Genomic DNA, 20,162 nt, shown 5'->3' with positions numbered 1-20,162 from the left:
ATTTCACGATGGAAAAGGATGAATATAAAATCATCATCGGTAATAAATCAGCGCTGCACTTTGCCTTAACCAATTGAATAAGAGAAGACTCCTGTAGGCTAATAGGAGAGAGTCTGGGCCAGTGCATATTCCAGTATTCTTCATTACGCACAGAAATTAACATTGCAGAATGATGGCTATCGATTGAACAAAAAGTGCGAAAAATAGCTAATAATGCGCCTGAGAGATTGCGTTAATTTAACCCAATCAACTAACTTTACTTAAAATTACGCGGGGATGAGTGATTTTGGCAAAAAAATGCCGGACAAACATGTCCGGCGGGAATTAGGGTAAAACAACTCATTCGGGGTGAATGAAGGGAATAATGAAATAAATGATGATAGCGGGAGTAATTGTATGCGCTGAAGTGACTTTAGTTTTATCATTCAGTGCGGCAGGGTGAGTCAATTTAAATTGTTGTTATTAAATGGATAAATAATCGATTACCAATATGTGCTGTATTCTTTGTTGATCCGTGCTGATTATTAGTTCCACGATGTTTACATTTGGAAATAACTATTAAATACAATGAAACACTTTTGGAAATTTAGTATCATTTTCGTGATAGATTATTGCCCCGTATAAAATAACAATGGCTTGCCGGCTGAATTTTTAATCGTTCAGTTTGCAGTGGCATAAATAAAGGCACATTAAAGAGGGTAATAAAATGAAACGTCGCGTTCTCTCCCTGATGATCCCTGCATTGCTGGTTGCAGGTTCAGCAAGCGCAGCTGAAATTTACAACAAAGATGGCAACAAATTAGACCTCTACGGTAAAGTCGATGGTCTGCACTATTTCTCCGACAACTCAGGTTCAGACGGTGATCAGTCTTACCTGCGTTTCGGTTTCAAAGGTGAAACTCAGGTCACAGACCAACTGACCGGTTACGGCCAGTGGGAATATCAGGCTGCCCTTAACACCTCTGAAAACGAAGGCACCGCCAACAGCTTTACGCGTGTCGGCTTTGCCGGTGTGAAATTCGGTGATGCCGGTTCATTCGACTACGGTCGTAACTATGGCGTGATCTATGATGTTTCGGGCTGGACTGACGTATTGCCAGAGTTCGGTGGCGATACCTACGGCGCGGACAACTACATGTTCCAGCGCGGTAACGGTATGGCGACCTACCGCAACACCAACTTCTTTGGCCTGGTGGATGGCTGGAACTTTGCAGTCCAGTATCAGGGCAAAAATGACAACCCAACTGAATCCTCTAGCGGCCGTGATGTGCTGGGTGAGAACGGTGATGGTTACGGCCTGAGCACCACTTATGACATCGGATCCGGTTTCGGTATCGGTGCAGCGATGTTCCAGTCTGACCGTACTAACAACCAGAACACCGGCGCTATCCTGGGTCGTGGTGATAAAGCTTCTGCTTACACCGGTGGCCTGAAATATGACGCCAACAACGTGTATCTGGCCGCGATGTACACCCGTTCGTACAACGCGACGCGCTTTGGCTCAAGCGATGCGACCTCATACGGTTATGCGGATACGGCGGATAACTGGGAATTGGTGGCACAGTACCAGTTCGACTTCGGTCTGCGCCCATCCCTGGCGTTCGTTTCTTCTCGCGGCAACGTGCAGAACTACGGCGATCAGAACCTGAAAAAATATGTTGATGTGGGTGCGACTTACTACTTCAACAAAAACATGTCGACCTATGTTGATTACCAGATCAACCTGCTGGACGACAACAACTTCACCAATGCGGCCGGTATCAACACCGACGACATTGTGGCACTGGGCCTGGTTTACCAGTTCTAAGTTGCAGCTTGGTAGGGCGCGCCACGGTGCGCCCTCGGCGGCCTTCGGGCCGCCGCTACTGCATCTGTTGATTTAACGCACTTTGTCATACCTCCACGATATCCTCTGCCTGTTTCCTCCTCTGTATTCGCACAATGGCACCGTCGACCAGCAACATTATCTGTGCAGCCTTAAACTGCCTTTATGCTGGTAACTTCTCAGGGATTTTCTTTTTTAACGGCTGACCGATAGCGGCAGAAGAGTCTCTGTTTCACTGTAAGGCAGGAAGACGCCCGGATGACCATCCGGGCCTGGGCGAGCTGAGTGATGAGATTACGATACAGGGCGCCATTTTTTGGCTTTTGGCGCGGGCACTACCGACGTATGGGGCGTGGGTGTGCTGCCTTCCATTGCGACGCCTGCCAGCGTAAACGCGGAGAAGCGCAACCAGTGTTGCCAGGTTTGTTGGGTTTTTGTCTTATCCATTTTGCACCTCGCTGATGTTCAACTCAGTCTCAACGGTGCAGAATTCATGCCAGGTCACCGCTCTCAGCGCCACGCGGCCTCAATCTGATTTGCTACACTCCGGCAGCGCTGAAGCGGTGCATATTCATTAATCCATGGTGCAAAAATTTAACGTTTGCGCGAGGGGTAATGCTGAATCAGGCGATGGCGATAGTGTTGCCAGCAGCGGAAAGTCCCGAAGATGAACAGAACGGCGGATACAGCGAGAATCATAAAAATCATCTGTCGCTCCTGTGCGGTTGGGGGGGCTTGAACGCTCAATCCTGTGCAAGTCAGGTATGAACATCAAGCAGCTTTAGCCTGTTTTACAAGCGGTTTATGCTTTGAAACAGGATGAATTAATGAGTTACAGATGAGGAAGTGATGATTATTAAGAATATTCTGCTAATTGGTGTTATGACCAGCGCGTTGTTCGGCTGCGACCAGCAGGCCTCCCGTAGCGCACTGGTGCTGGAAGGGAAAACCATGGGCACCCAGTGGCGCGTCAGCGTCGCGGGCGTCGATCCCCAACGGCAGGCCGCTTTGCAGCAGGCTATTCAGCAGCAGCTTGATCGTGATGATCATGAACTCTCCACCTGGAAGCAGGATTCAGTTTTGTCGCGCTTCAACCAGTATCAGGGTGATCAGCCGCAGCCGGTGAGCGCGGATATGGCGGATATCGTGGTTGAAGCCCTGCGCATCGGTCATAAAACCGAGGGTGCGATGGATATCACCGTCGGCCCGCTGGTCAATTTGTGGGGGTTCGGGCCCACCAAACAGCCTGCGCACACTCCGAGCCAGACGCAGATTGATGCAGCGAAAGCGCAAACCGGCTTACAACATCTGCATGTGATCCAGAGCGTAGAGGGGCAGTGGTTGCAGAAAGATCTGCCCGCGCTGGATGTCGACCTTTCGACCATGGGGGAAGGATATGCCACCGATCATCTGGCACGATTGATGGAGCAGCAGGGCATTACCGACTATCTGGTGTCGGTGGGCGGCGCGGTGTTAACCCGTGGGCAGAATGCCAGTAACCAACCCTGGCGTGTGGCGATCCAGAAACCCACCGATCGTGAAAACGCCGTCGAAGCGCGCGTTGACTTACAGGGGCACGGAATCAGCACCTCAGGCAGCTATCGCAACTATTATGAACTGGACGGCAAACGCATTTCGCACGTGATCGATCCCGCGACCGGACGCCCCATCGAACATAAACTGGTGTCGGCCACCGTGATTGCGACTACCGCGCTGGAAGCCGATGGCTGGGATACCGGGTTGATGGTGCTGGGCAGCGAACGGGCACAAGCGTTGGCAATCAAGGAACATTTGGCGGTTTATCTGATCAGCAAGCAGGGTGACGGCTTTACGCACTGGATGTCACCCCAGTTCAAATCCTTCCTGATCGATCAGGAAAGCAAATAACGGCAGGAGGCGCAGATGTTGGATCTGTTTAGTGAAGAAGCACCCTGGCAGGAACCGTTAGCGGAAGGCGCGGTGATTTTACGCCGCCGCGCGCGCGATGAAGCGGACGCATTGCTGGCGGCGATACAGGAGATTGCCGGGCAAAATCCCTTTGCTCACCGCATCACGCCGGGCGGGCATCGCATGTCGGTGGCAATGACCAACTGTGGCGACTTAGGCTGGTCAACGGATTCGCGCGGCTACCAATACACGGAGCAGGATAATGCCAGTGGGCACAAATGGCCGCCGATGCCTGCGCTGTTCCGCACGCTGGCGCAGCAAACCGCGCAGGAAGCGGGTTTTTCCGGCTTTAACCCGGATGCCTGCTTAATCAACCGCTATGAACCCGGTGCCAACCTCACGCTGCATCAGGATAAAGACGAGAAGGATCTGCGTCAGCCGATAGTTTCAGTGTCATTAGGCCTGCCAGCGGTGTTCCAGTTTGGTGGTTTTGAGCGCGGTGATGCCACGCAGCGGGTGCTGCTGGAGCACGGTGATATCGTGGTGTGGGGCGGCCCCTCACGCCTGCGTTATCACGGCATTCTGCCGCTCAAACCCGGTATTCACCCGGCAGCGGGCGCCTTTCGCTTTAATCTCACTTTCCGCCGCGCCCACTAACGGCGCGGTGAATGAGAATTAATCTTGCTATCAACCGGAGCGCCATTAAACTGCAGGCTGCTTGGTTGACCTCCGGAATTTGTTAATGGCATTGCTGCATGTAGTTTATCGCCAGTATCGCTGGCCTTTTATTGGCGTCATTCTGCTGACGTTGTTAAGCGCCGCGCTCGGCATCGGCTTAATCGCCTATATCAATAACGAGCTGATCGTCGCGGTGAATACCTCGATTTCTGTGCTGCCGAGCTTTCTGGGGCAGCTGTTTCTGCTGATGGCCGTGACGCTGGGATCGCAACTGGCGTTGACTCAGCTTGGTCATCACTTTGTCTGGCGCCTGCGCGGCGAATTCATCAAACGTATCCTCGATACACGCGTCGAACGCATTGAGCAGATAGGTAACGCGCAACTGCTGGCGGGACTCACCAGTGATGTGCGTGCCATCACCATCGCCTTTGTCCGCCTGCCGGAACTGATTCAGGGCATCATTATTACCCTGGGTTCCGCGCTCTATCTGGCGTGGCTGTCACCTAAAATGCTGCTGATCACCTCGCTGTGGTTAGTGATCACGCTGGTTGGCGGCTGGCTGCTGGTGTCACGCGTTTATCAACACATGGCGAAGCTGCGTGAAATCGAAGACGATCTCTATCGTGATTTCCAGACCATTATTGAAGGACGCAAAGAGCTACAGCTTAACCGCGAGCGCGCTCAACTGATTTACGACAACGTCTATCAGGAAAACGCCACAAGCTATCGTCATCATATCGTTCGTGCCGATACCTTCCATCTCAGCGCGGTTAACTGGTCAAATATCATGATGCTGGGTGCGATTGGCATTGTGTTCTTTATGGCTAACGGTCTGGGTTGGGCGAACACGGCGGTGGCCGCCACCTATTCACTGACGCTGCTGTTCCTGCGCACGCCGTTACTGGCGGCGGTGGGTGCCTTGCCGACCTTGCTCAGTGCGCAGGTCGCCTTCCGCAAAATCAACACCTTCGATCTCGCACCTTATGATGCACAGTTCAAAGCACTGCCGCAGGTGAGTGACTGGCAAACGCTGGAACTGCGCGATGTCTGCTTCCATTATGGTGAGCACGGTTTCCAGGTTGGCCCGATTAATCTGACGCTGCGTCGCGGCGAGTTAGTGTTCCTGATTGGGGGTAACGGCAGTGGCAAGTCAACGCTGGCGATGTTGCTGACCGGCCTGTACCAGCCACAATCGGGCAGTTTGCTGCTGGATGGCAAAGTGGTCGACTGGCACAACCTCGATGCTTACCGTAAACACTTCTCGGCGGTATTTACCGATGTGCATTTGTTTGATCGCCTGATCGGCCACGGCGGTCAGCCAGCCAATCCTGGGCTGGTGCAGCAGTGGCTGGAACGCCTGAAGATGCAGGACAAACTGAAGCTACAGGGCAATAAGGTGCTGAATCTGCAGCTCTCTAAAGGACAAAGTAAGCGACTGGCGCTGCTGCTGGCAGCGGCAGAGGAACGCGACATCTTGCTGCTGGATGAGTGGGCTGCCGATCAGGACCCGCATTTCCGCCGCATCTTCTACCGCGAACTGCTGCCCTGGCTGCAGGAATCTGGCAAAACCGTGTTTGCTATTAGTCATGATGATCACTACTTCATTCACGCCGACCGCTTGCTGGAGATGCGCGAAGGCCAGCTAAGTGAACTCACCGGTAACGAACGTGAGATGGCTACGCTGGATGCGGTGAAGCGCACCGACACCGGCCATTAACATCTGTCGAAAAAGCTTAGCAAAAAGCCTTATTGGGCAAGGTGTTGCCAGGCGAGTAAGCTGAGTTTCAACAGAGATTCCTCGTCTCTGTCTCCCTGGAACACTTCTGTCGTCTTGTGTTGTCACCGGCTTAGATTGATTCTGAGCCGGTTTTTTTTTGGTTATTCAGGGGATGAGCGATCAGCGTGATAACGCGGTCGCCGCGTCGCCAGAAGTGCGCCTGCAGGCGAGTACCGGCGTTAAACTCGCGTGAAAAGTCCTGCGTCAACGTGAGCGTGGCGCGGCCTTGCGTCAAATCCCACTCCAGCAACTCCGCGTGCAGAAAATCCATCGGCTGATGCAACCGTGGCCACAACGCTTTATAGACACTCTCTTTCAGTGAAAACAGCAAAGTGGCCGCCGCTGCAAACGGCAGTGCAGCGGCGGTTAACCGTTGACGCTCTGCACGGCTCATCAGCATCTCCGCCGTTTCCTCTGCGGTCTGTTCTGCCATCACTTGCTCGGCATCAACGCCTATGCACAGGGGCGCCTGTGTTGCCGCGATGACGGCCATTTGCTGCGAATGCGAGAGTGAGGCCTGAATCCCCACCGGCCATACAGGCGAGCGATCGGGCGCATTACGCAGGATAAAGTCAGGCATCGCGTAGCGCGCCAGCATCTGCTGCGCCAGCCAGCGACTGGCTAAATGCTCAGCTTTACGCTTGGTGACGGCACTGTGTAGCGCCAGTGGTAGCGGGAGCTGCCAGTGTTGATGCAGATCGCTGTGCCATGCCTGCTGATTAAATTCACACCACGCAATAGGGAGCGGAGAGCTTGTCATAGCCGCAGCGGTGATAAACGGAGAGGGGGGCAGTGCCAGGGGAATTTCAGAAGCAAACATTAAGCATCACGGCTGACGGTTAAAACGCTATTTTTACCCGTCAGCCGTGAAAAGAGCAAGCCAAAGCGGCTCACCCACGTTTAGTGATTAGGCGGAATCGACATGCCTTTGATCTGTACCACAAAGTGCTCGTTGCCTTTGGTTATACGCGCACCGCGGTCACACCACCGCGAAGCCAGGCGGAAAAAATCGTCGCTGCCGATATCGTAAGCCAGTTCAACTTTACTGATACCTGAATGCAGGAGTTCTTCCGCGTCCTGCAGGTTTTTAGCTTTGATGACCATAATAAGTGTCCATCGAAAAACAGGAAGGATAAGAGTAATTAAACTGTATGACAGTTTTGTTTCAATCAGATGAAATGCTGTCATATTTGACGAAAAATGTGATCCCGCTCCGCTTTGATTGCTTTCGGTAACTGACTGATTATTTCGGAGAAGATTTTCCACTCAGGCCGTTTTACGATAATACTGAATGGGTAAACCAAGGAGGTTGTTATGGAAATACCGCGTCTGGAAACGCCCCGTTTACTGCTGCAACCGCTGCGAAGCGAAGATGCGATTCAGGTACAGCAGGTTTTCCCGCGCTGGGAAATCGTGCGGCATCTGATCGGTTCTGTGCCCTGGCCTTATCCCGCTGATGGCGCCCGTCAATATATTGAGGGTATGGCGCTGCCTGCAATGAAAGCAGGGCAGGCGTGGCACTGGAGCCTTCGCCATCGATCTGATCCCAACAGTCTGATTGGTTTAATCTCACTACGTCTGGGGCCGGAAGATAACCGGGGATTCTGGTTGGTGCCCGAATGGCAGAAGCAGGGATTGATGAGTGAAGCCTGTGCAGCAGTTACCGAATTCTGGTTTATCCATCTCGATCAGACGCGTCTGCGTGTGCCCAAGGCAATGGATAATCTGGCTTCTCGTCGCATCTCAGAACGCACCGGCATGCGCTTAGTCGAGACCTATCGCAAAACCTTCGTGGAAGGCGAGTTAGAGGCGGGAACCTGGGAGCTGACGCGTGACGAGTGGCTGGCGCAACGTAACAATGCCTAGCGGCGCCTTCAGAAAGCAAAAAAGCAGCCACAAGGGCTGCTTTTTTTGGGATTTTGGTCGGCACGAGAGGATTTGAACCTCCGACCCCGGACACCCCATGACCGTGCGCTACCAGGCTGCGCTACGTGCCGAACGTGGAGAAGTAGTCTACTGGTTCCGCTCACGATTGCAATATGCGCAGGTTTTAACTGCCTCATAATTAATCAGTTTGCGGTAAAGCGCTTCTCTTCCGTCAATACCTGTAGCAGTAATGCCAGCTGCGGTTTGTGATCCTTCAGTTTGTTACCCTGAGCATCGTAGGCGCTGTAACTGCCGTTGTTATTCAGCACCAGCGTCACGGTTGGCGTTGTCACCACCAGTTTGCCCTCTTCACTACTGGCGACCCAGTTGTGGCTGCGCTGAGCAGCAAACAGGTCTTCCCCCTGTGAATAGTTGGCCGGATTGGTGCGCACATGTAGCAGACGTTGCATTAACGTCGTCATCACATCCTGCTGGTCGGTCAGACGATCGATGGTCTGCGCCGGCGTATTCGGCCAGTGCACCACAAGAGGCACCCGTAACGTTGCACGGTTGCCCGGATTATCATCATTATCCGGCGTAACCGCACGCTGGGCGGTAATCACCACCACGGTATTTTTGAGCAAATCGCGTTGCTGCAACGTCTGTAGCACGGCCGCAATTTGCTCATCAACGCTGTTAGCCTGGCGCAAATAGCTGCGCTGACGCGCTTTAATGCTTTCGCCAGTCACGTTGACGCCATCAAGTGAAATCCATGAGAACCAGGGCGCACCCTCGGCTTTCTGGCCGTTGAGCCAGTTTTGCCATTGGTTCACCGTCGTGCTGTTCGGCTGAGCATCCGCCTCTGGCAGGCTGTAATCCGCTAACAGCGCCTGGCGATACAAGGGCTGGCTGAAGCCGTCGGAGGAGAACAGACCAAACTGATACCCCTGCGAATTCAGCGCACCAAGTAATGCCGAAGGCATGCGCGCAGCAAGTACGCCGTCCATATAGCTGGAGGAGATGCCGTAGAACAGACCGAACATGCCTTTTTCCGGCGCAATCCCGGCACTGTAGTGTTGGGTAAAACGTACGTTGTCACTGGCAAACTGATTCAGCGATGGCAGTGCCTTATCCAGATTGTCATGACTCAAACCATCAACGGTCAGCAGCAGCAGGTTGTGCCGCGTGCCGCCATCGCGGAAGGTGATATCACTCAGCGGATACTGCACTGACAGCGCCTCAGGATCACCCTGTTGCACCAGACGACGCTGATACTCCTGCGCATCCAGCAAGCCATGACGTTCAAGAAAACGTCGCGCGGTCATCGGATAGGAGAGCGGCAGATTGGCGCGCTGCATGGTAATCGGGCGATAGAAATTGGCATCGGCCCAGATATACAACAGATGGCTGGCAAAGAAAGCACAGATAAACAGCGCGGCCAGCGGCTTACCAAATGAGCGTCGATTCAGGCTGCGCAGCTTCTGCCAGCTCCAGGTGGCAAACAACATCTCCACGAGGAAGATGACCGGTACGCTAATAAACATCAGCTGCCAGTCGCGCGCCATCTCGCTTTGGTCGGGGTTGATGACTAACTCCCACACCACCGGATTCAGATGGAGGTGGAAGCGGTTGAATACCGCGCTATCGACCATAATCAGCGTCAGCCCGGCAGTGGCGATAATCGCCGACAGCACCCTAAGCAATCGCTGTGACATCACCACAAAGGTGAGCGGAAAAATCACCAGCAGATAACCGGCGAACACGATAAAGCTAAAGTGACCAATCCAACTGGTATAGGCATAAATACGACCCGCGAGTGACGCAGGCCAGTCGGCGACCAACAGATAGCGGCTGCCTAAAATCAGCGCGAAGATGATATTAAACAGAGCAAACCAGTGCCCCCAGCTGATCATCTGGGAGACTTTTTCGCGGTAGCGCTGCCGGTTGGTTACCATATTTATGAGGTCAGATCTGCAATTTAGTGGGCGTTGTCATCGCGAACGGAAGACTGCAACGCTTCCGCGAAAGATTTCGCCAGGCTGCGGCGCTGGGCCGGCGAGACACTGGTGTTAATCAAATTGGTTACCATGTTCCCTAACACCATCAGGGAAAGGTCGGTTGGCGCTTTGTCTTTTTCAAGAATCTGCGCCATCTGCGCGAGAAGCTTCTCTACGCGCTCGTCGCTATAACGGGATGATTGTGGCATATCGTCGACTAATCAAGTGTGAAAAGGCGGTATATTACCGTAACAAAGCGCTTTTTTCCGCAATTAAATCGCAAGCAGAGCGATCAGTTTGTGCGTGGAGTTGAAAGCAGCGGCGGGCGGTGTTTGAATACGCGCCTGAGCCCAAAGGAGAGTCTACCATGAGTCTGGATATCGACCAGATTGCCCTGCATCAGTTAGTTAAACGTGATGAAAATCAGCTTGAGCTGGTCCTGCGTGACACATTACTGCCGACTACCCGTGCGGTAGAAGAGATGGCAGAGGAGCTGCATCGGGTGTACAGCGCCAAAAGCAAAGCCTATGGCCTGTTTAATGAAGAGAGTGAACTGGCCGATGCGCTGCGCAATTGCCGCAAAGGGGAAGATGACTTTCTGGCCTTTAGCCGCGCCGCGACCGGGCGTCTGCGTGATGAGCTGGGCAAATATCCGTTTGCGGAAAGTGGCGTGGTGCTATTCCTGCACTATCGCTATCTGGCGGTGGAGTATTTGCTGGTGGCGATGCTGAGCAGCCAGTCGAGTATGCGCGTCAATGAGCAACTGGATATCAGCAGCACCCATTATCTTGATATCAATCATGCGGATATTGTGGCGCGTATTGACCTCACTGAATGGGAAACCAACCCAGAATCCACCCGATATCTGACCTTCCTGCGTGGACGTGTCGGGCGCAAAGTGGCCGATTTCTTTATGGATTTCCTCGGTGCCAGCGTTGGCCTCGATACCAAAGCACAGAACCGGGGGTTGCTGCAGGCGGTAGATGATTACTGCGCGGAATCGAATCTCGATAAGAACGAGCGCCAGAACTATCGTCAGCAGGTTTACAGCTACTGCAATGATCAACTGCAGGCAGGTGAGGAGATTGCGCTGGAAGATTTGTCCAGTGAACTGCCGCCACTGGGAGAGAAAACCTTCCAGGCCTTTACCCAGGAGCAGGGGTACGAGTTGGAAGAGCATTTCCCGGCTGACCGTAGCACATTGCGCCAGTTGACCAAGTTTGCTGGCAGCGGTGGCGGCCTGACGCTGAATTTTGATGCCATGCTACTGGGCGAGCGCATTTTTTGGGATCCCGCGACCGATACCCTGACAATCAAAGGCACACCACCTAATCTGCGCGATCAGTTACAGCGCCGAACCGGCGGTAACTGATTTTCAGGCAAAAAAAACGCCGCGTAAGCGGCGTTCTCTTTTCAACTCGTTGGCGATTAAGCGCGAACGAAGTCGATGTGGTGCAGTTTTGGCTTGAACGGGTGACGTTGCACCGCCTGAGCCTTAACTTTAACTTCTTTACCATCAACAACGATGGTCAGCACGTCGGTGTAGAACTCAGGCTTAGCCTGCAGGTTCATAACCTGGTCGTGGTCCAGTTCGATAGCAACTGGCGCTTCGTTTCCGCCATAGATGATGGCTGGGAATTTATTTGCTACACGCAGACGGCGGCTCGCACCCTTACCCTGCTCTTTACGTACTTCAGCGTTGAAAGTGGTCATTTGATTTCTCTTCAATCATTTCTGCTACAGGCGACCCAGCAACAGACGGTTATTCATATGCTTTTACGGATGCAAAAGCGGGCGGCATTATAGCCGCAATAGAAGACGCGGGCAAATGATTCCGTCGTTTAACGCAGCTCATTCGCGCGTCGATAACGTCCCTGATAATCGAACATCTTCTCGCGAATTTGCCAGAAATGACCTTTCGCGCGTGCCACCACAAAATCGGGATGACGCAGCAGTGGCTGCAAAGCAATAACATCCGCAGCAGTTTGCCAACCGAGTTCCACGCCGGGTGCGCGCTGGTGTGGGCGCATAAACAGCTGCTCAAAGGCTTTGCGTTGTGCAGGCGTTTGCAGACGAAAACGTTCACTGACGCTGGTGCCATCTTCATCAAAGTAGGTCGCTTTCAGCCATTCGCCTTTCTCGTCGCGCCCTTGTTCCAGCGTCATGCCGCCGCAGCGCAGCACGCGTGCATCTTTAAGTTTTAGCGCGGCTTTCAACATATCATCAGGGTCGACCATGATGCGATCGCACTGATGACAGCGGCGGGCCGCAATATCGTTTTCTGCACCGCAGTCGGGACAACTTTTAAAGCGGAAGCGATAGTCGCACTGTTCACGATTGCCCTCATCATCCTCCATCACGCCCTGACACCGACGGCCATAATGTTCAATGATATGGCCATCTTCGGTGGTTTTTCCCCAGAAGGTATTGGCGAAACCACAGGCAGGGCAGAACACTTGCACCGGCTGATTGTCACTGGCGCCTTTTGGCGTGCCGACTTCAGGGGTAAAGAGATCGTGCGGATTGCCAGCATAATCGAGGATCAGGCAGTCGGTTTTGCCTGGTGACAAACGCAGGCCGCGTCCGACGATTTGCTGATACAGGCTGACAGATTCAGTAGGGCGAAGAATGGCGATGAGATCGACGTGTGGCGCATCAAAGCCGGTGGTCAGCACCGCCACGTTCACCAGAAACTTTAACTGCTGTGCTTTAAATTCGCTGATCAAGCGGTCACGTTCTTTCACCACCGTTTCCGCTGAGACTAATGCACTGTTTTCCGGCAACAGAGACAGAATTTCACGCGCATGTTCTACCGTAGCGGCGAATACCATCACACCACGACGATCCTCCGCGAACTCCACGATCTGTCTGATGATGTGCGGCGTGACGCGATTCTGCTGCTTTAATTCGCGATTGAGATCGGCTTCGCTGAATAAACCGTTATTTTGCGGGATCAGGCGGCTGAAATCATACTGTACTATCGGCATATCCAGCCGTTCGGGTGGCACAAGGAAACCGTGCTTGATCATGTAGCGCAGCGGCAATTCATAAATACAGTCACGGAATAGCGCGTGCTGATCGCCGCGTACCATGCCGTGATAGTGAAACTGATAAATCCAGCCTTTGCCGAGGCGAAAGGGGGTGGCGGTGAGCCCCAGCAGACGCAGTTGCGGATTATGCTGCCGCAGATGGGCGAACAGCTGCTGATACTGACTCTCTTCGTTGTCGCTGATGCGGTGGCACTCATCAACGATGACCAGGGAGAAGACACTGTCGAAGCGATCCAGATTGCGCGCCACCGACTGCACGCTGCCAAATACCACTTTGCTTTCGCTCTGTTTGCGCTGCAAACCGGCGGCAAAAATATCGGCTTCCAGACCATACGCCTGATATTTGCTGTGGTTCTGCTCGACCAACTCTTTCACATGCGCCAGCACCAGCACGCGGCCTCGGGCAATGCGCGCCAGTTCAGCAATCACCAGACTTTTACCGGCACCCGTCGGCAGCACAATCACGGCGGGCGTATCGTGGCGGCGAAAATGCTGGAGCGTGGCGTCAACGGCCTCTTGCTGGTACGGGCGCAGGGTGAAAGACATCAGGGCAAACTTTTTTTTCAAACGGGCACGCATTATGCCATGAAAACAGCTGAAACGCAGGCGCGGTACTGTTAGCAGGCGAAGGATCAAGCTATACTGCCCACACTTTTTTAACGGTTTAAAAACGCCGTTTCAGTTCCCTCCGTAGTAACAGGCAAAAGCGAATTCATGCGACTCGAAAAATTCATATCTCAGCAGCTGGAAGTCAGCCGTGCTATCGCTGGCCGCGAAATCCGCGCCAGGAAAGTCACCATTAATGGCGAAGTGGTTCGTGACGCGGGCTACAAAGTGTTGCCAGATGACGAAATCGAATACGACGGCAACCCCCTGGTGGTGCAAACCGGTCCACGCTACTTCATGCTGAATAAGCCGCAGGGCTATGTCTGCTCCACTGACGATCCCGATCATCCTACCGTGTTGTTCTTCATGGAAGAACCGGCTGCCTTTAAGCTGCATGCGGCGGGCCGCCTGGATATCGATACCACCGGTTTGGTGCTGCTGACGGACGATGGTCAATGGTCCCACCGTATTACCTCTCCGCGCCATCACCTCGAAAAAACCTATCTGGTTGAGGTAGAAGAGCCGATTGACCCTGCGTTGGTGGAGAAGTTTGCGACGGGGATTCAACTGCACAATGAGAAAGAACTGACCAAACCGGCGGTGCTGGAGATCCTCGACGAAAAGGCCGCTCGTTTAACCATCACGGAAGGCCGCTATCATCAGGTCAAACGCATGTTTGCCGCGATGGGTAACCATGTGTCCGCGCTGCATCGCGAAAGCATTGGCGAGATCGTGCTGGATGACGACCTGGCTGAAGGTGAATACCGTGAACTCACGGAAGAAGAGGTCGACAGCATCGGCCTGCCAGAAGAGCTGAAAAAACGCAAATAGCGGGAGAAAGCGGTGCGTAAGGAAAAGAATTCACCGGTAGGGTTGGTCGTGATTCTGGGATTGCTGGCGATGCTGATGCCGCTCTCCATTGATATGTATTTGCCGGCAATGCCGCAAATCGCACGCGAATTTGCCGTTTCGGCAGGCAGCGTGCAGATGACGCTTAACCTTTACATTCTGGGGTTTGCTATCGGGCAGTTGGTGTATGGCCCGCTGGCGGACAGCTACGGACGTAAACCGGTGATTGTGCTGGGCACGCTGATCTTTGCCTGCGCCGCGGCGGCATGTGCCTTGTCGCAGTCCATTGATCAACTGATCTTTATGCGCTTCCTGCACGGCTTGTCGGCGGCAGCGGCCAGCGTGGTGATTAACGCGCTGATGCGAGACAGTTACTCGAAAGAGGATTTCTCGCGCATGATGTCGTTTGTCATGCTGGTCACCACCATTGCACCGTTACTGGCACCCATTATCGGCGGTTGGCTGTTGCTGCTGTGGAACTGGCACGCGATTTTCTGGACGCTGGCTGTGGCCGCATTGATCACTACCGTACTGGTGGTGACGCAGATCCGCGAGACGCTCAAGCCTGAACAGCGGCAGCGCTTCCATTTGCGAACCACGCTGAGTAACTTCGTCGCGCTGGTGCGCCATAAACGTGCGTTCAGCTACATGCTGGCAAGCGGCTTCTCCTTTGCGGGATTGTTTACCTTCCTCAACGCCGGGCCTTTTGTTTACATCGAAGTGAATCACGTTTCACCGCAAAACTTTGGCTACTACTTTGGCCTTAACGTGGTGTTCCTGTTTGTCATGACGCTGATCAACAGCCGCGCGGTACGCCGCTTCGGGCCTTTGGCGATGTTCCGTATCGGACTGATCATACAGTTTGCGATGGGCATCTGGCTGCTGATTGCCAGCGCGCTGGATTTAGGTTTCCTGTCGCTGGTGTTTGGCGTGGCGATGTTTATCGGCTGCGTCTCGACGGTTTCTTCGAACGCGATGGCGGTGATTCTCGATGAGTTTCCGCATATGGCGGGCACCGCATCGTCACTGGCCGGTACTTTGCGCTTTGGCGTGGGTGCGCTGGTGGGGGCATTGCTGTCACTGGTCAGTATTAACAGCGCCTGGCCGATGGTGGCGACCATTGCCCTGTGCGCAACCGTATCCATTGTGTTGTTTAGCTACGCCGCACGTCCACGCCACGCGTAAATCTGCACTTTCCTCTCACGGCGCGGTTGATCGCGGAGTTCACTGGTTTTTAGAGCCATTGAAATCGCGAATAAAAAACCGCGCCGTTATCACATTCCCTCTTGCCGTATGCGATCAATTCTTCACGTTCACTCGCGAATCCCCACATATTCGTTATGCTTAATGTTTCCATAATGTGAAAATTTAGGTGTAAAAAAGTAACTATATTGCGTCTAAAATGATTGTTAACTGCCGCCGAACAAGGTACACATAGGCATAAATGCGAGAAAGCTCGCAAATAATAACTTTGCTACATGCTTTGTGTTTAAAACGAGAAGGCAAACCTTGACGTCCGTATTCTGAGTTTACCAGGTAGGGATTCACTGCGTAATCGCCGTCGTCGTGAATAAGCGTTAACGTCTCTGGGGACTGTAATTATGCTGCAACTTTCGGTTATGCATCGCTTACCGCAACATTATCGTTGGTCAGCCGACCATGTCGGTGAAATTGAACGTCAGGAGGCGGTCAACGGTGTGCACGATGAAGATCTCGTCGCACTGCGTCTGTTAAGTCACGATGGCCATCCGGCGCTGGAAATTCTGCACCAGCTGCAAGAGACGCTGGCGCAGATTCAGGTCGAATGCAAAATTGCCCTGTGTGAAGGGCAGCCCTGTTTACTGATTCAGCGTGGCGACGAAAGCACTACCAACTGCTGCCTGAAAAATCAGGGCGTTGCCATCGCGGAAACCTTTGAAGGTCACTGAGTTAACGATTCGCCCTGCGCGGAGGCTAAAAGCTGACGCGTATAATCGCTGGCCGGTGCGTTAAACAACGCTTCGCATTCTCCCTGTTCCACCACTTCACCCTGGCGCAGCACAATTAGCTGATGGCAGAGTGCGCGCACCACCTGCAAATCATGGCTAATAAACAGATACGCTAACTGGTGCTGCTGCTGTAAACGGCGCAGCAGGGTGAGAATTTGCTTCTGCACTGAGCGATCCAGCGAAGAGGTCGGTTCATCCAGCACGATTAATTGCGGCTCCAGAATCAGCGCTCTGGCAATAGCGATGCGCTGACGTTGACCACCGGAAAACTCTGCGGGGTAGCGTGAACGGCTTTCCGCATCCAGCCCCACTTCCTGCATCACGGCGATCACTTTCGCTTCCTGCTCGGCGGCACTTAATTCAGGACGATGTACTGCCAGCCCTTCTGCAATCACCTGTTGTACCGTCATGCGCGGATTGAGTGATGAGTTGGGATCCTGAAACACCACCTGAATATGCGGACGCAGCGGCAAAAGCTGTTTACGCGATAGGCTATGCAGCGGCTGACCGTCAAACCAAATCTCACCGCGCGCGGCAATCAAACGCAGCAGCGCCAATCCGGTGGTGCTTTTGCCTGAACCGGATTCCCCCACCAAACCAAGGCTTTCACCCCGGCGCAGTGTGAAGTTGAGATCGCTGAGCACGGTTTTTTCCGCCACACTGCGTTTGAACAATCCGCGTTTAATCGGAAAGCCCACGTGCAGGTTTTTGACCTGCAGCAGGGGTTGGGTATCGATAAGCGGCACCGGTTGGCCATCCGGCTCTGCGGCGAGTAATTCGCGTGTATAGGGATGCTGTGGCTGGCTAAACAGTGGCTTGCAAAGGTTGTGCTCCACTTCCTGACCACTGCGCATCACCGTAACGCGATGCGCCAGCTGGCGAACGATATTGAGATTGTGGGTGATGAACAGCATGCCCATATTCAGTTCGCGCTGCAGTTCACGCAGCAAGCGCAGAATCTGTGCCTGTACCGTGACATCCAACGCGGTGGTGGGCTCATCGGCAATCAGCAGTTTTGGTTGCGTCAGTAACGCCATGGCAATCATCACGCGCTGACGCTCTCCGCCGGACAGCTGATGCGGGAAATCGCCGAGGCGTGATGCTGCATTGCGGATGCCAACGCGATCGAGACAGCTAAGAATTTCGCCGCGCGCCGCTTCTTTGCGCATCCCGCGATGCAGAGACAGCACTTCATACAGCTGCTTCTCAACGTTGTGCAGCGGGTTGAGCGACACCATCGGTTCCTGGAAAATCATCGCCATCTGATTGCCACGCAGGCCGCGCATCTCGCGCTCGCTGGCCTGCAAAATGCTTTGACCATTGAACAGGATCTCACCTTGCGGATAGGTCACGGGCGGTTGCGGCAGCAGGCGCATAATCGAGAGCGCCGTAACGCTTTTTCCTGAACCGGATTCACCGACCAGCGCCAGAGTTTCACCGGCATCAATCTGCAGTGAGATATCTTCCACCACGCGGCGCTGATTGAAGGCCACGGCAAGATGGTTGACGCTTAACAGGCTCATTTCACCCCCCGACTGGGATCAAAAGCATCACGTACCGCATCACCGATAAAGATCAACAGCGAGAGGAGCAGCGCGAGGGCGAAGAAGCCGGAAAGTCCCAGCCACGGCGCCTGTAAGTTGTTTTTGCCCTGTAACAGCAGTTCACCCAGCGAGGGAGAACCCACCGGCAAGCCGAAGCCAAGGAAATCCAGTGAGGTCAGGGTGGTAATCGAACCGCATAAAATAAAGGGCAGGAAGGTCAGCGTGGCCACCATGGCGTTCGGCAGCATGTGGCGCAGCATAATGCGTCCATCGCTGACGCCGAGCGCGCGTGCCGCACGCACATAATCAAAGTTACGCGTGCGCAGAAACTCGGCTCGCACCACGCTCACCAGGCTCATCCAGCCAAACACCACGGTGACCAGCAATAGCCACCAGAAGCCGGGTTGAATCACACTGGAGAGCAGAATCAATAAAAACAGCGACGGCATACCAGACCACACTTCAATCAGACGCTGACCAACCAGATCGACGCGGCCGCCAAAATAGCCCTGCACGGCGCCGATCACGATGCCGATCACGCTGGAGAACAGCGTCAGTAAGATACCAAACAGCAGCGAGATGCGTGTGCCGTACAGTAAACGCGCCAGTACATCACCACCATTAGCGTCAGTACCCAGCCAGTTCTGCTTCGAGGGCGGAGAAGGGAAGGGCACATCCGTGGCGAAATTAATGGTGCTGTCACTGAAACGGATCGGTGCCCACAGCGCCCAGCCCTGCTGATCGATCCGCTGTTTTAGCCACGGGTCCTGGTAATCGGCCGGGGTGGCAAAGTCGCCGCCAAAATCACTCTCGCTGTAATTGAACAACAGCGGCATATACCAGCGTTGCTGATAGTGCACCAGCAGCGGCTTGTCGTTGGCCAGCAACTCTGCACCGAGTGAAAGCACAAAAATCACCAGAAAAATCCACAGCGACCAGTATCCACGGCGGTTATGGCGAAAGCGTTGCCAGCGCTGCTGGTTGATTAGCGATAAGCCCATTAGCGCCCCTCAAAATCGATGCGCGGATCGACCAGCGTATAGGTCAGATCGCTGAGAATATTCATCAACAAGCCAATCAGCGTAAAGATATACAGCGTGCCAAACATCACCGGATAGTCGCGCTGAATAGTGGCATCGTAACCCAGCAAGCCGAGTCCGTTGAGGGAGAACATCACTTCAATCAAGACCGAACTGGTGAAGAACATGCTGATAAAGGTGGCAGGGAAACCGGCGATCACCAGCAGCATGGCGTTGCGAAACACGTGGCCGTATAAAATACGTTTTTCATCCAGTCCTTTGGCGCGTGCGGTGACCACATATTGTTTGCGGATCTCATCGAGGAATGAGTTTTTGGTCAGCATAGTGAGCGTGGCAAAACCGCCTATCACTGTGGCCAGAACCGGCAGCGTGATGTGCCAGAGATAGTCGCCAATCTTGCTGTACCACGGCAGCGTATCAAACTGCGGCGAGGTCAGACCGCGTAGCGGGAACCAGTCGAAATAGCTGCCCCCGGCAAACAGCACAATCAGCATGATGCCGAAGAGAAAGGCCGGGATGGAGTATCCAATGATGATAAAGGTACTGCTCCAGATATCGAAAGCGCTGCCGTTGCGCACTGCCTTTTTAATCCCTAACGGAATCGAGACCAGATAAATGATCAACGTACTCCACAAGCCCAGGCTGATGGAAACCGGCAAGCTCTCTTTGATCAGCTGCAGCACCGAGGCGCTGCGGAACAGACTGTCGCCAAAATCAAAACGAATATAGTTCCACAGCATTTCGCCATAGCGCTGCAGCAGCGGTTTATCAAAACCGTAGCGGTGTTTGATCTCTGCGATCACCTCAGGATCAAGGCCACGCGCGCCGCGATATTGGCTGTCGCCCGGATTATCATGCGCCAGCGCACCGCGACCGCCGACATCTCCAGCACTACCCGAGGAAAAACCGGAGCTATGACCAAATTGCGCATTCGCCAGCGCCTGATCCACCGGTCCACCGGGCGCAATCTGCACGATAAAAAAGTTCAGGGTGATGATCGCCCACAGTGTGGGAATAATCAGCAGCAACCTGCGCAGGAAATAGGAACCCAAACC

The 20,162-nt window shown here is 53.7% G+C and carries 19 protein-coding genes and 1 tRNA gene; 9 read left to right on the top strand and 11 right to left on the bottom strand.

Annotated features, from left to right (window positions below; all coding sequences use genetic code 11):
• Positions 1-706: 706 nt before the first annotated feature.
• Positions 707-1,807, top strand: a complete 1,101-nt coding sequence (gene ompC, locus AC1MDE_RS21300) for a porin OmpC (RefSeq protein WP_058961311.1) — start codon at positions 707-709, stop codon at positions 1,805-1,807.
• A gap of 312 nt (positions 1,808-2,119) precedes the next feature.
• Here ompC and AC1MDE_RS21295 read toward each other — a convergent pair whose 3' ends face one another.
• A complete protein-coding gene (locus AC1MDE_RS21295) occupies positions 2,120-2,272 on the bottom strand; it encodes a hypothetical protein (RefSeq protein WP_167347126.1) in 153 nt (50 codons plus the stop codon).
• A gap of 402 nt (positions 2,273-2,674) precedes the next feature.
• On the opposite strand from AC1MDE_RS21295, the gene apbE reads away from it, so the two are divergent.
• The 3 genes from apbE (at position 2,675) to AC1MDE_RS21280 (ending at position 6,107) form a co-directional block, all read left to right on the top strand.
• Positions 2,675-3,712, top strand: a complete 1,038-nt coding sequence (apbE, locus tag AC1MDE_RS21290; protein WP_058961312.1) for an FAD:protein FMN transferase ApbE — start codon at positions 2,675-2,677, stop codon at positions 3,710-3,712.
• Positions 3,713-3,727: 15 nt separating this feature from the next.
• The gene (gene alkB / locus AC1MDE_RS21285) at positions 3,728-4,369 is read left to right on the top strand and encodes a DNA oxidative demethylase AlkB (protein WP_480345066.1); all 642 of its coding nucleotides are present in this window, start codon (positions 3,728-3,730) and stop codon (positions 4,367-4,369) included.
• 85 nt (positions 4,370-4,454) lie between these two features.
• Entirely contained in the window at positions 4,455-6,107 is a 1,653-nt protein-coding gene (locus tag AC1MDE_RS21280; protein WP_058961314.1) for a multidrug ABC transporter permease/ATP-binding protein, read from the top strand.
• 130 nt (positions 6,108-6,237) lie between these two features.
• Here the strand turns inward: AC1MDE_RS21280 and AC1MDE_RS21275 are convergent, their stop codons facing one another.
• Both AC1MDE_RS21275 and AC1MDE_RS21270 read right to left on the bottom strand, forming a co-directional pair.
• Complete coding sequence (locus AC1MDE_RS21275) at positions 6,238-6,927, bottom strand: 4'-phosphopantetheinyl transferase family protein (protein ID WP_480345065.1); 690 nt, start codon at positions 6,925-6,927, stop codon at positions 6,238-6,240.
• 140 nt (positions 6,928-7,067) lie between these two features.
• On the bottom strand, positions 7,068-7,271 hold the full coding sequence (locus tag AC1MDE_RS21270) for a hypothetical protein (protein WP_034824993.1): 204 nt from the start codon (positions 7,269-7,271) through the stop codon (positions 7,068-7,070).
• A gap of 210 nt (positions 7,272-7,481) precedes the next feature.
• Here AC1MDE_RS21270 and AC1MDE_RS21265 point away from each other — a divergent pair, with 210 nt between their 5' ends.
• Positions 7,482-8,033 (top strand): GNAT family N-acetyltransferase, encoded by a 552-nt coding sequence (locus AC1MDE_RS21265; RefSeq protein WP_058961316.1) that lies wholly within the window; start codon positions 7,482-7,484, stop codon positions 8,031-8,033.
• Positions 8,034-8,087: 54 nt separating this feature from the next.
• Here the strand turns inward: AC1MDE_RS21265 and AC1MDE_RS21260 are convergent.
• The 3 genes from AC1MDE_RS21260 to AC1MDE_RS21250 all read right to left on the bottom strand — a co-directional run bounded on the left by AC1MDE_RS21260 (position 8,088) and on the right by AC1MDE_RS21250 (position 10,239).
• A tRNA-Pro gene (locus tag AC1MDE_RS21260) sits at positions 8,088-8,164 on the bottom strand.
• Between the two features lie 72 nt (positions 8,165-8,236).
• Complete coding sequence (gene yejM / locus AC1MDE_RS21255) at positions 8,237-9,988, bottom strand: LPS biosynthesis-modulating metalloenzyme YejM (protein ID WP_058961317.1); 1,752 nt, start codon at positions 9,986-9,988, stop codon at positions 8,237-8,239.
• Between the two features lie 23 nt (positions 9,989-10,011).
• Complete coding sequence (locus tag AC1MDE_RS21250; protein ID WP_034824987.1) at positions 10,012-10,239, bottom strand: YejL family protein; 228 nt, start codon at positions 10,237-10,239, stop codon at positions 10,012-10,014.
• Between the two features lie 158 nt (positions 10,240-10,397).
• Between AC1MDE_RS21250 and yejK the strand changes: the two genes are divergently transcribed.
• The gene (gene yejK, locus AC1MDE_RS21245; RefSeq protein WP_058961318.1) at positions 10,398-11,402 is read left to right on the top strand and encodes a nucleoid-associated protein YejK; all 1,005 of its coding nucleotides are present in this window, start codon (positions 10,398-10,400) and stop codon (positions 11,400-11,402) included.
• A 56-nt stretch (positions 11,403-11,458) separates the two neighbouring features.
• Here the strand turns inward: yejK and rplY are convergent, their stop codons facing one another.
• A complete protein-coding gene (gene rplY, locus AC1MDE_RS21240) occupies positions 11,459-11,743 on the bottom strand; it encodes a 50S ribosomal protein L25 (protein ID WP_058961319.1) in 285 nt (94 codons plus the stop codon).
• Between the two features lie 128 nt (positions 11,744-11,871).
• Positions 11,872-13,626: a DNA repair helicase RadD gene (gene radD, locus AC1MDE_RS21235; protein ID WP_480345064.1), complete on the bottom strand. Its 1,755-nt coding sequence runs from the start codon at positions 13,624-13,626 to the stop codon at positions 11,872-11,874.
• A gap of 168 nt (positions 13,627-13,794) precedes the next feature.
• Between radD and rsuA the strand changes: the two genes are divergently transcribed.
• The 3 genes from rsuA to AC1MDE_RS21220 all read left to right on the top strand — a co-directional run bounded on the left by rsuA (position 13,795) and on the right by AC1MDE_RS21220 (position 16,463).
• Entirely contained in the window at positions 13,795-14,517 is a 723-nt protein-coding gene (gene rsuA, locus AC1MDE_RS21230; RefSeq protein ID WP_058961320.1) for a 16S rRNA pseudouridine(516) synthase RsuA, read from the top strand.
• A gap of 12 nt (positions 14,518-14,529) precedes the next feature.
• Positions 14,530-15,720, top strand: a complete 1,191-nt coding sequence (locus AC1MDE_RS21225) for a Bcr/CflA family multidrug efflux MFS transporter (protein ID WP_034824979.1) — start codon at positions 14,530-14,532, stop codon at positions 15,718-15,720.
• Between the two features lie 416 nt (positions 15,721-16,136).
• On the top strand, positions 16,137-16,463 hold the full coding sequence (locus AC1MDE_RS21220) for a YejG family protein (protein WP_034824977.1): 327 nt from the start codon (positions 16,137-16,139) through the stop codon (positions 16,461-16,463).
• Here AC1MDE_RS21220 and yejF read toward each other — a convergent pair.
• From yejF to AC1MDE_RS21205, 3 genes are read right to left on the bottom strand one after another with little or no spacing between them, the layout of a single operon-like run.
• The gene (gene yejF / locus AC1MDE_RS21215) at positions 16,457-18,046 is read right to left on the bottom strand and encodes a microcin C ABC transporter ATP-binding protein YejF (protein WP_479399069.1); all 1,590 of its coding nucleotides are present in this window, start codon (positions 18,044-18,046) and stop codon (positions 16,457-16,459) included. The two genes, AC1MDE_RS21220 and yejF, sit on opposite strands and share 7 nt — an antisense overlap.
• A complete protein-coding gene (locus AC1MDE_RS21210) occupies positions 18,043-19,068 on the bottom strand; it encodes an ABC transporter permease (protein ID WP_480345063.1) in 1,026 nt (341 codons plus the stop codon). The genes yejF and AC1MDE_RS21210 overlap by 4 nt, the downstream gene beginning before the upstream one ends.
• On the bottom strand, positions 19,068-20,159 hold the full coding sequence (locus AC1MDE_RS21205) for a microcin C ABC transporter permease YejB (protein ID WP_034824974.1): 1,092 nt from the start codon (positions 20,157-20,159) through the stop codon (positions 19,068-19,070). The genes AC1MDE_RS21210 and AC1MDE_RS21205 overlap by 1 nt, the downstream gene beginning before the upstream one ends.
• Positions 20,160-20,162 lie beyond the last annotated feature (3 nt).

The organism is Pantoea folii (assembly GCF_056678875.1).
This window is presented reverse-complemented; position numbering and strand designations above follow the sequence as displayed.

Bases quoted from the DNA above. Each gene is read 5' to 3' on its own strand.
- ompC (WP_058961311.1), top strand. From the start codon at position 707: ATGAAACGTCGCGTTCTCTCCCTGATGATCCCTGCATTGCTGGTTGCA.
- AC1MDE_RS21295 (WP_167347126.1), bottom strand. From the start codon at position 2,272: ATGGATAAGACAAAAACCCAACAAACCTGGCAACACTGGTTGCGCTTC.
- apbE (WP_058961312.1), top strand. From the start codon at position 2,675: ATGATTATTAAGAATATTCTGCTAATTGGTGTTATGACCAGCGCGTTG.
- alkB (WP_480345066.1), top strand. From the start codon at position 3,728: ATGTTGGATCTGTTTAGTGAAGAAGCACCCTGGCAGGAACCGTTAGCG.
- AC1MDE_RS21280 (WP_058961314.1), top strand. From the start codon at position 4,455: ATGGCATTGCTGCATGTAGTTTATCGCCAGTATCGCTGGCCTTTTATT.
- AC1MDE_RS21275 (WP_480345065.1), bottom strand. From the start codon at position 6,927: ATGACAAGCTCTCCGCTCCCTATTGCGTGGTGTGAATTTAATCAGCAG.
- AC1MDE_RS21270 (WP_034824993.1), bottom strand. From the start codon at position 7,271: ATGGTCATCAAAGCTAAAAACCTGCAGGACGCGGAAGAACTCCTGCAT.
- AC1MDE_RS21265 (WP_058961316.1), top strand. From the start codon at position 7,482: ATGGAAATACCGCGTCTGGAAACGCCCCGTTTACTGCTGCAACCGCTG.
- yejM (WP_058961317.1), bottom strand. From the start codon at position 9,988: ATGGTAACCAACCGGCAGCGCTACCGCGAAAAAGTCTCCCAGATGATC.
- AC1MDE_RS21250 (WP_034824987.1), bottom strand. From the start codon at position 10,239: ATGCCACAATCATCCCGTTATAGCGACGAGCGCGTAGAGAAGCTTCTC.
- yejK (WP_058961318.1), top strand. From the start codon at position 10,398: ATGAGTCTGGATATCGACCAGATTGCCCTGCATCAGTTAGTTAAACGT.
- rplY (WP_058961319.1), bottom strand. From the start codon at position 11,743: ATGACCACTTTCAACGCTGAAGTACGTAAAGAGCAGGGTAAGGGTGCG.
- radD (WP_480345064.1), bottom strand. From the start codon at position 13,626: ATGTCTTTCACCCTGCGCCCGTACCAGCAAGAGGCCGTTGACGCCACG.
- rsuA (WP_058961320.1), top strand. From the start codon at position 13,795: ATGCGACTCGAAAAATTCATATCTCAGCAGCTGGAAGTCAGCCGTGCT.
- AC1MDE_RS21220 (WP_034824977.1), top strand. From the start codon at position 16,137: ATGCTGCAACTTTCGGTTATGCATCGCTTACCGCAACATTATCGTTGG.
- yejF (WP_479399069.1), bottom strand. From the start codon at position 18,046: ATGAGCCTGTTAAGCGTCAACCATCTTGCCGTGGCCTTCAATCAGCGC.
- AC1MDE_RS21210 (WP_480345063.1), bottom strand. From the start codon at position 19,068: ATGGGCTTATCGCTAATCAACCAGCAGCGCTGGCAACGCTTTCGCCAT.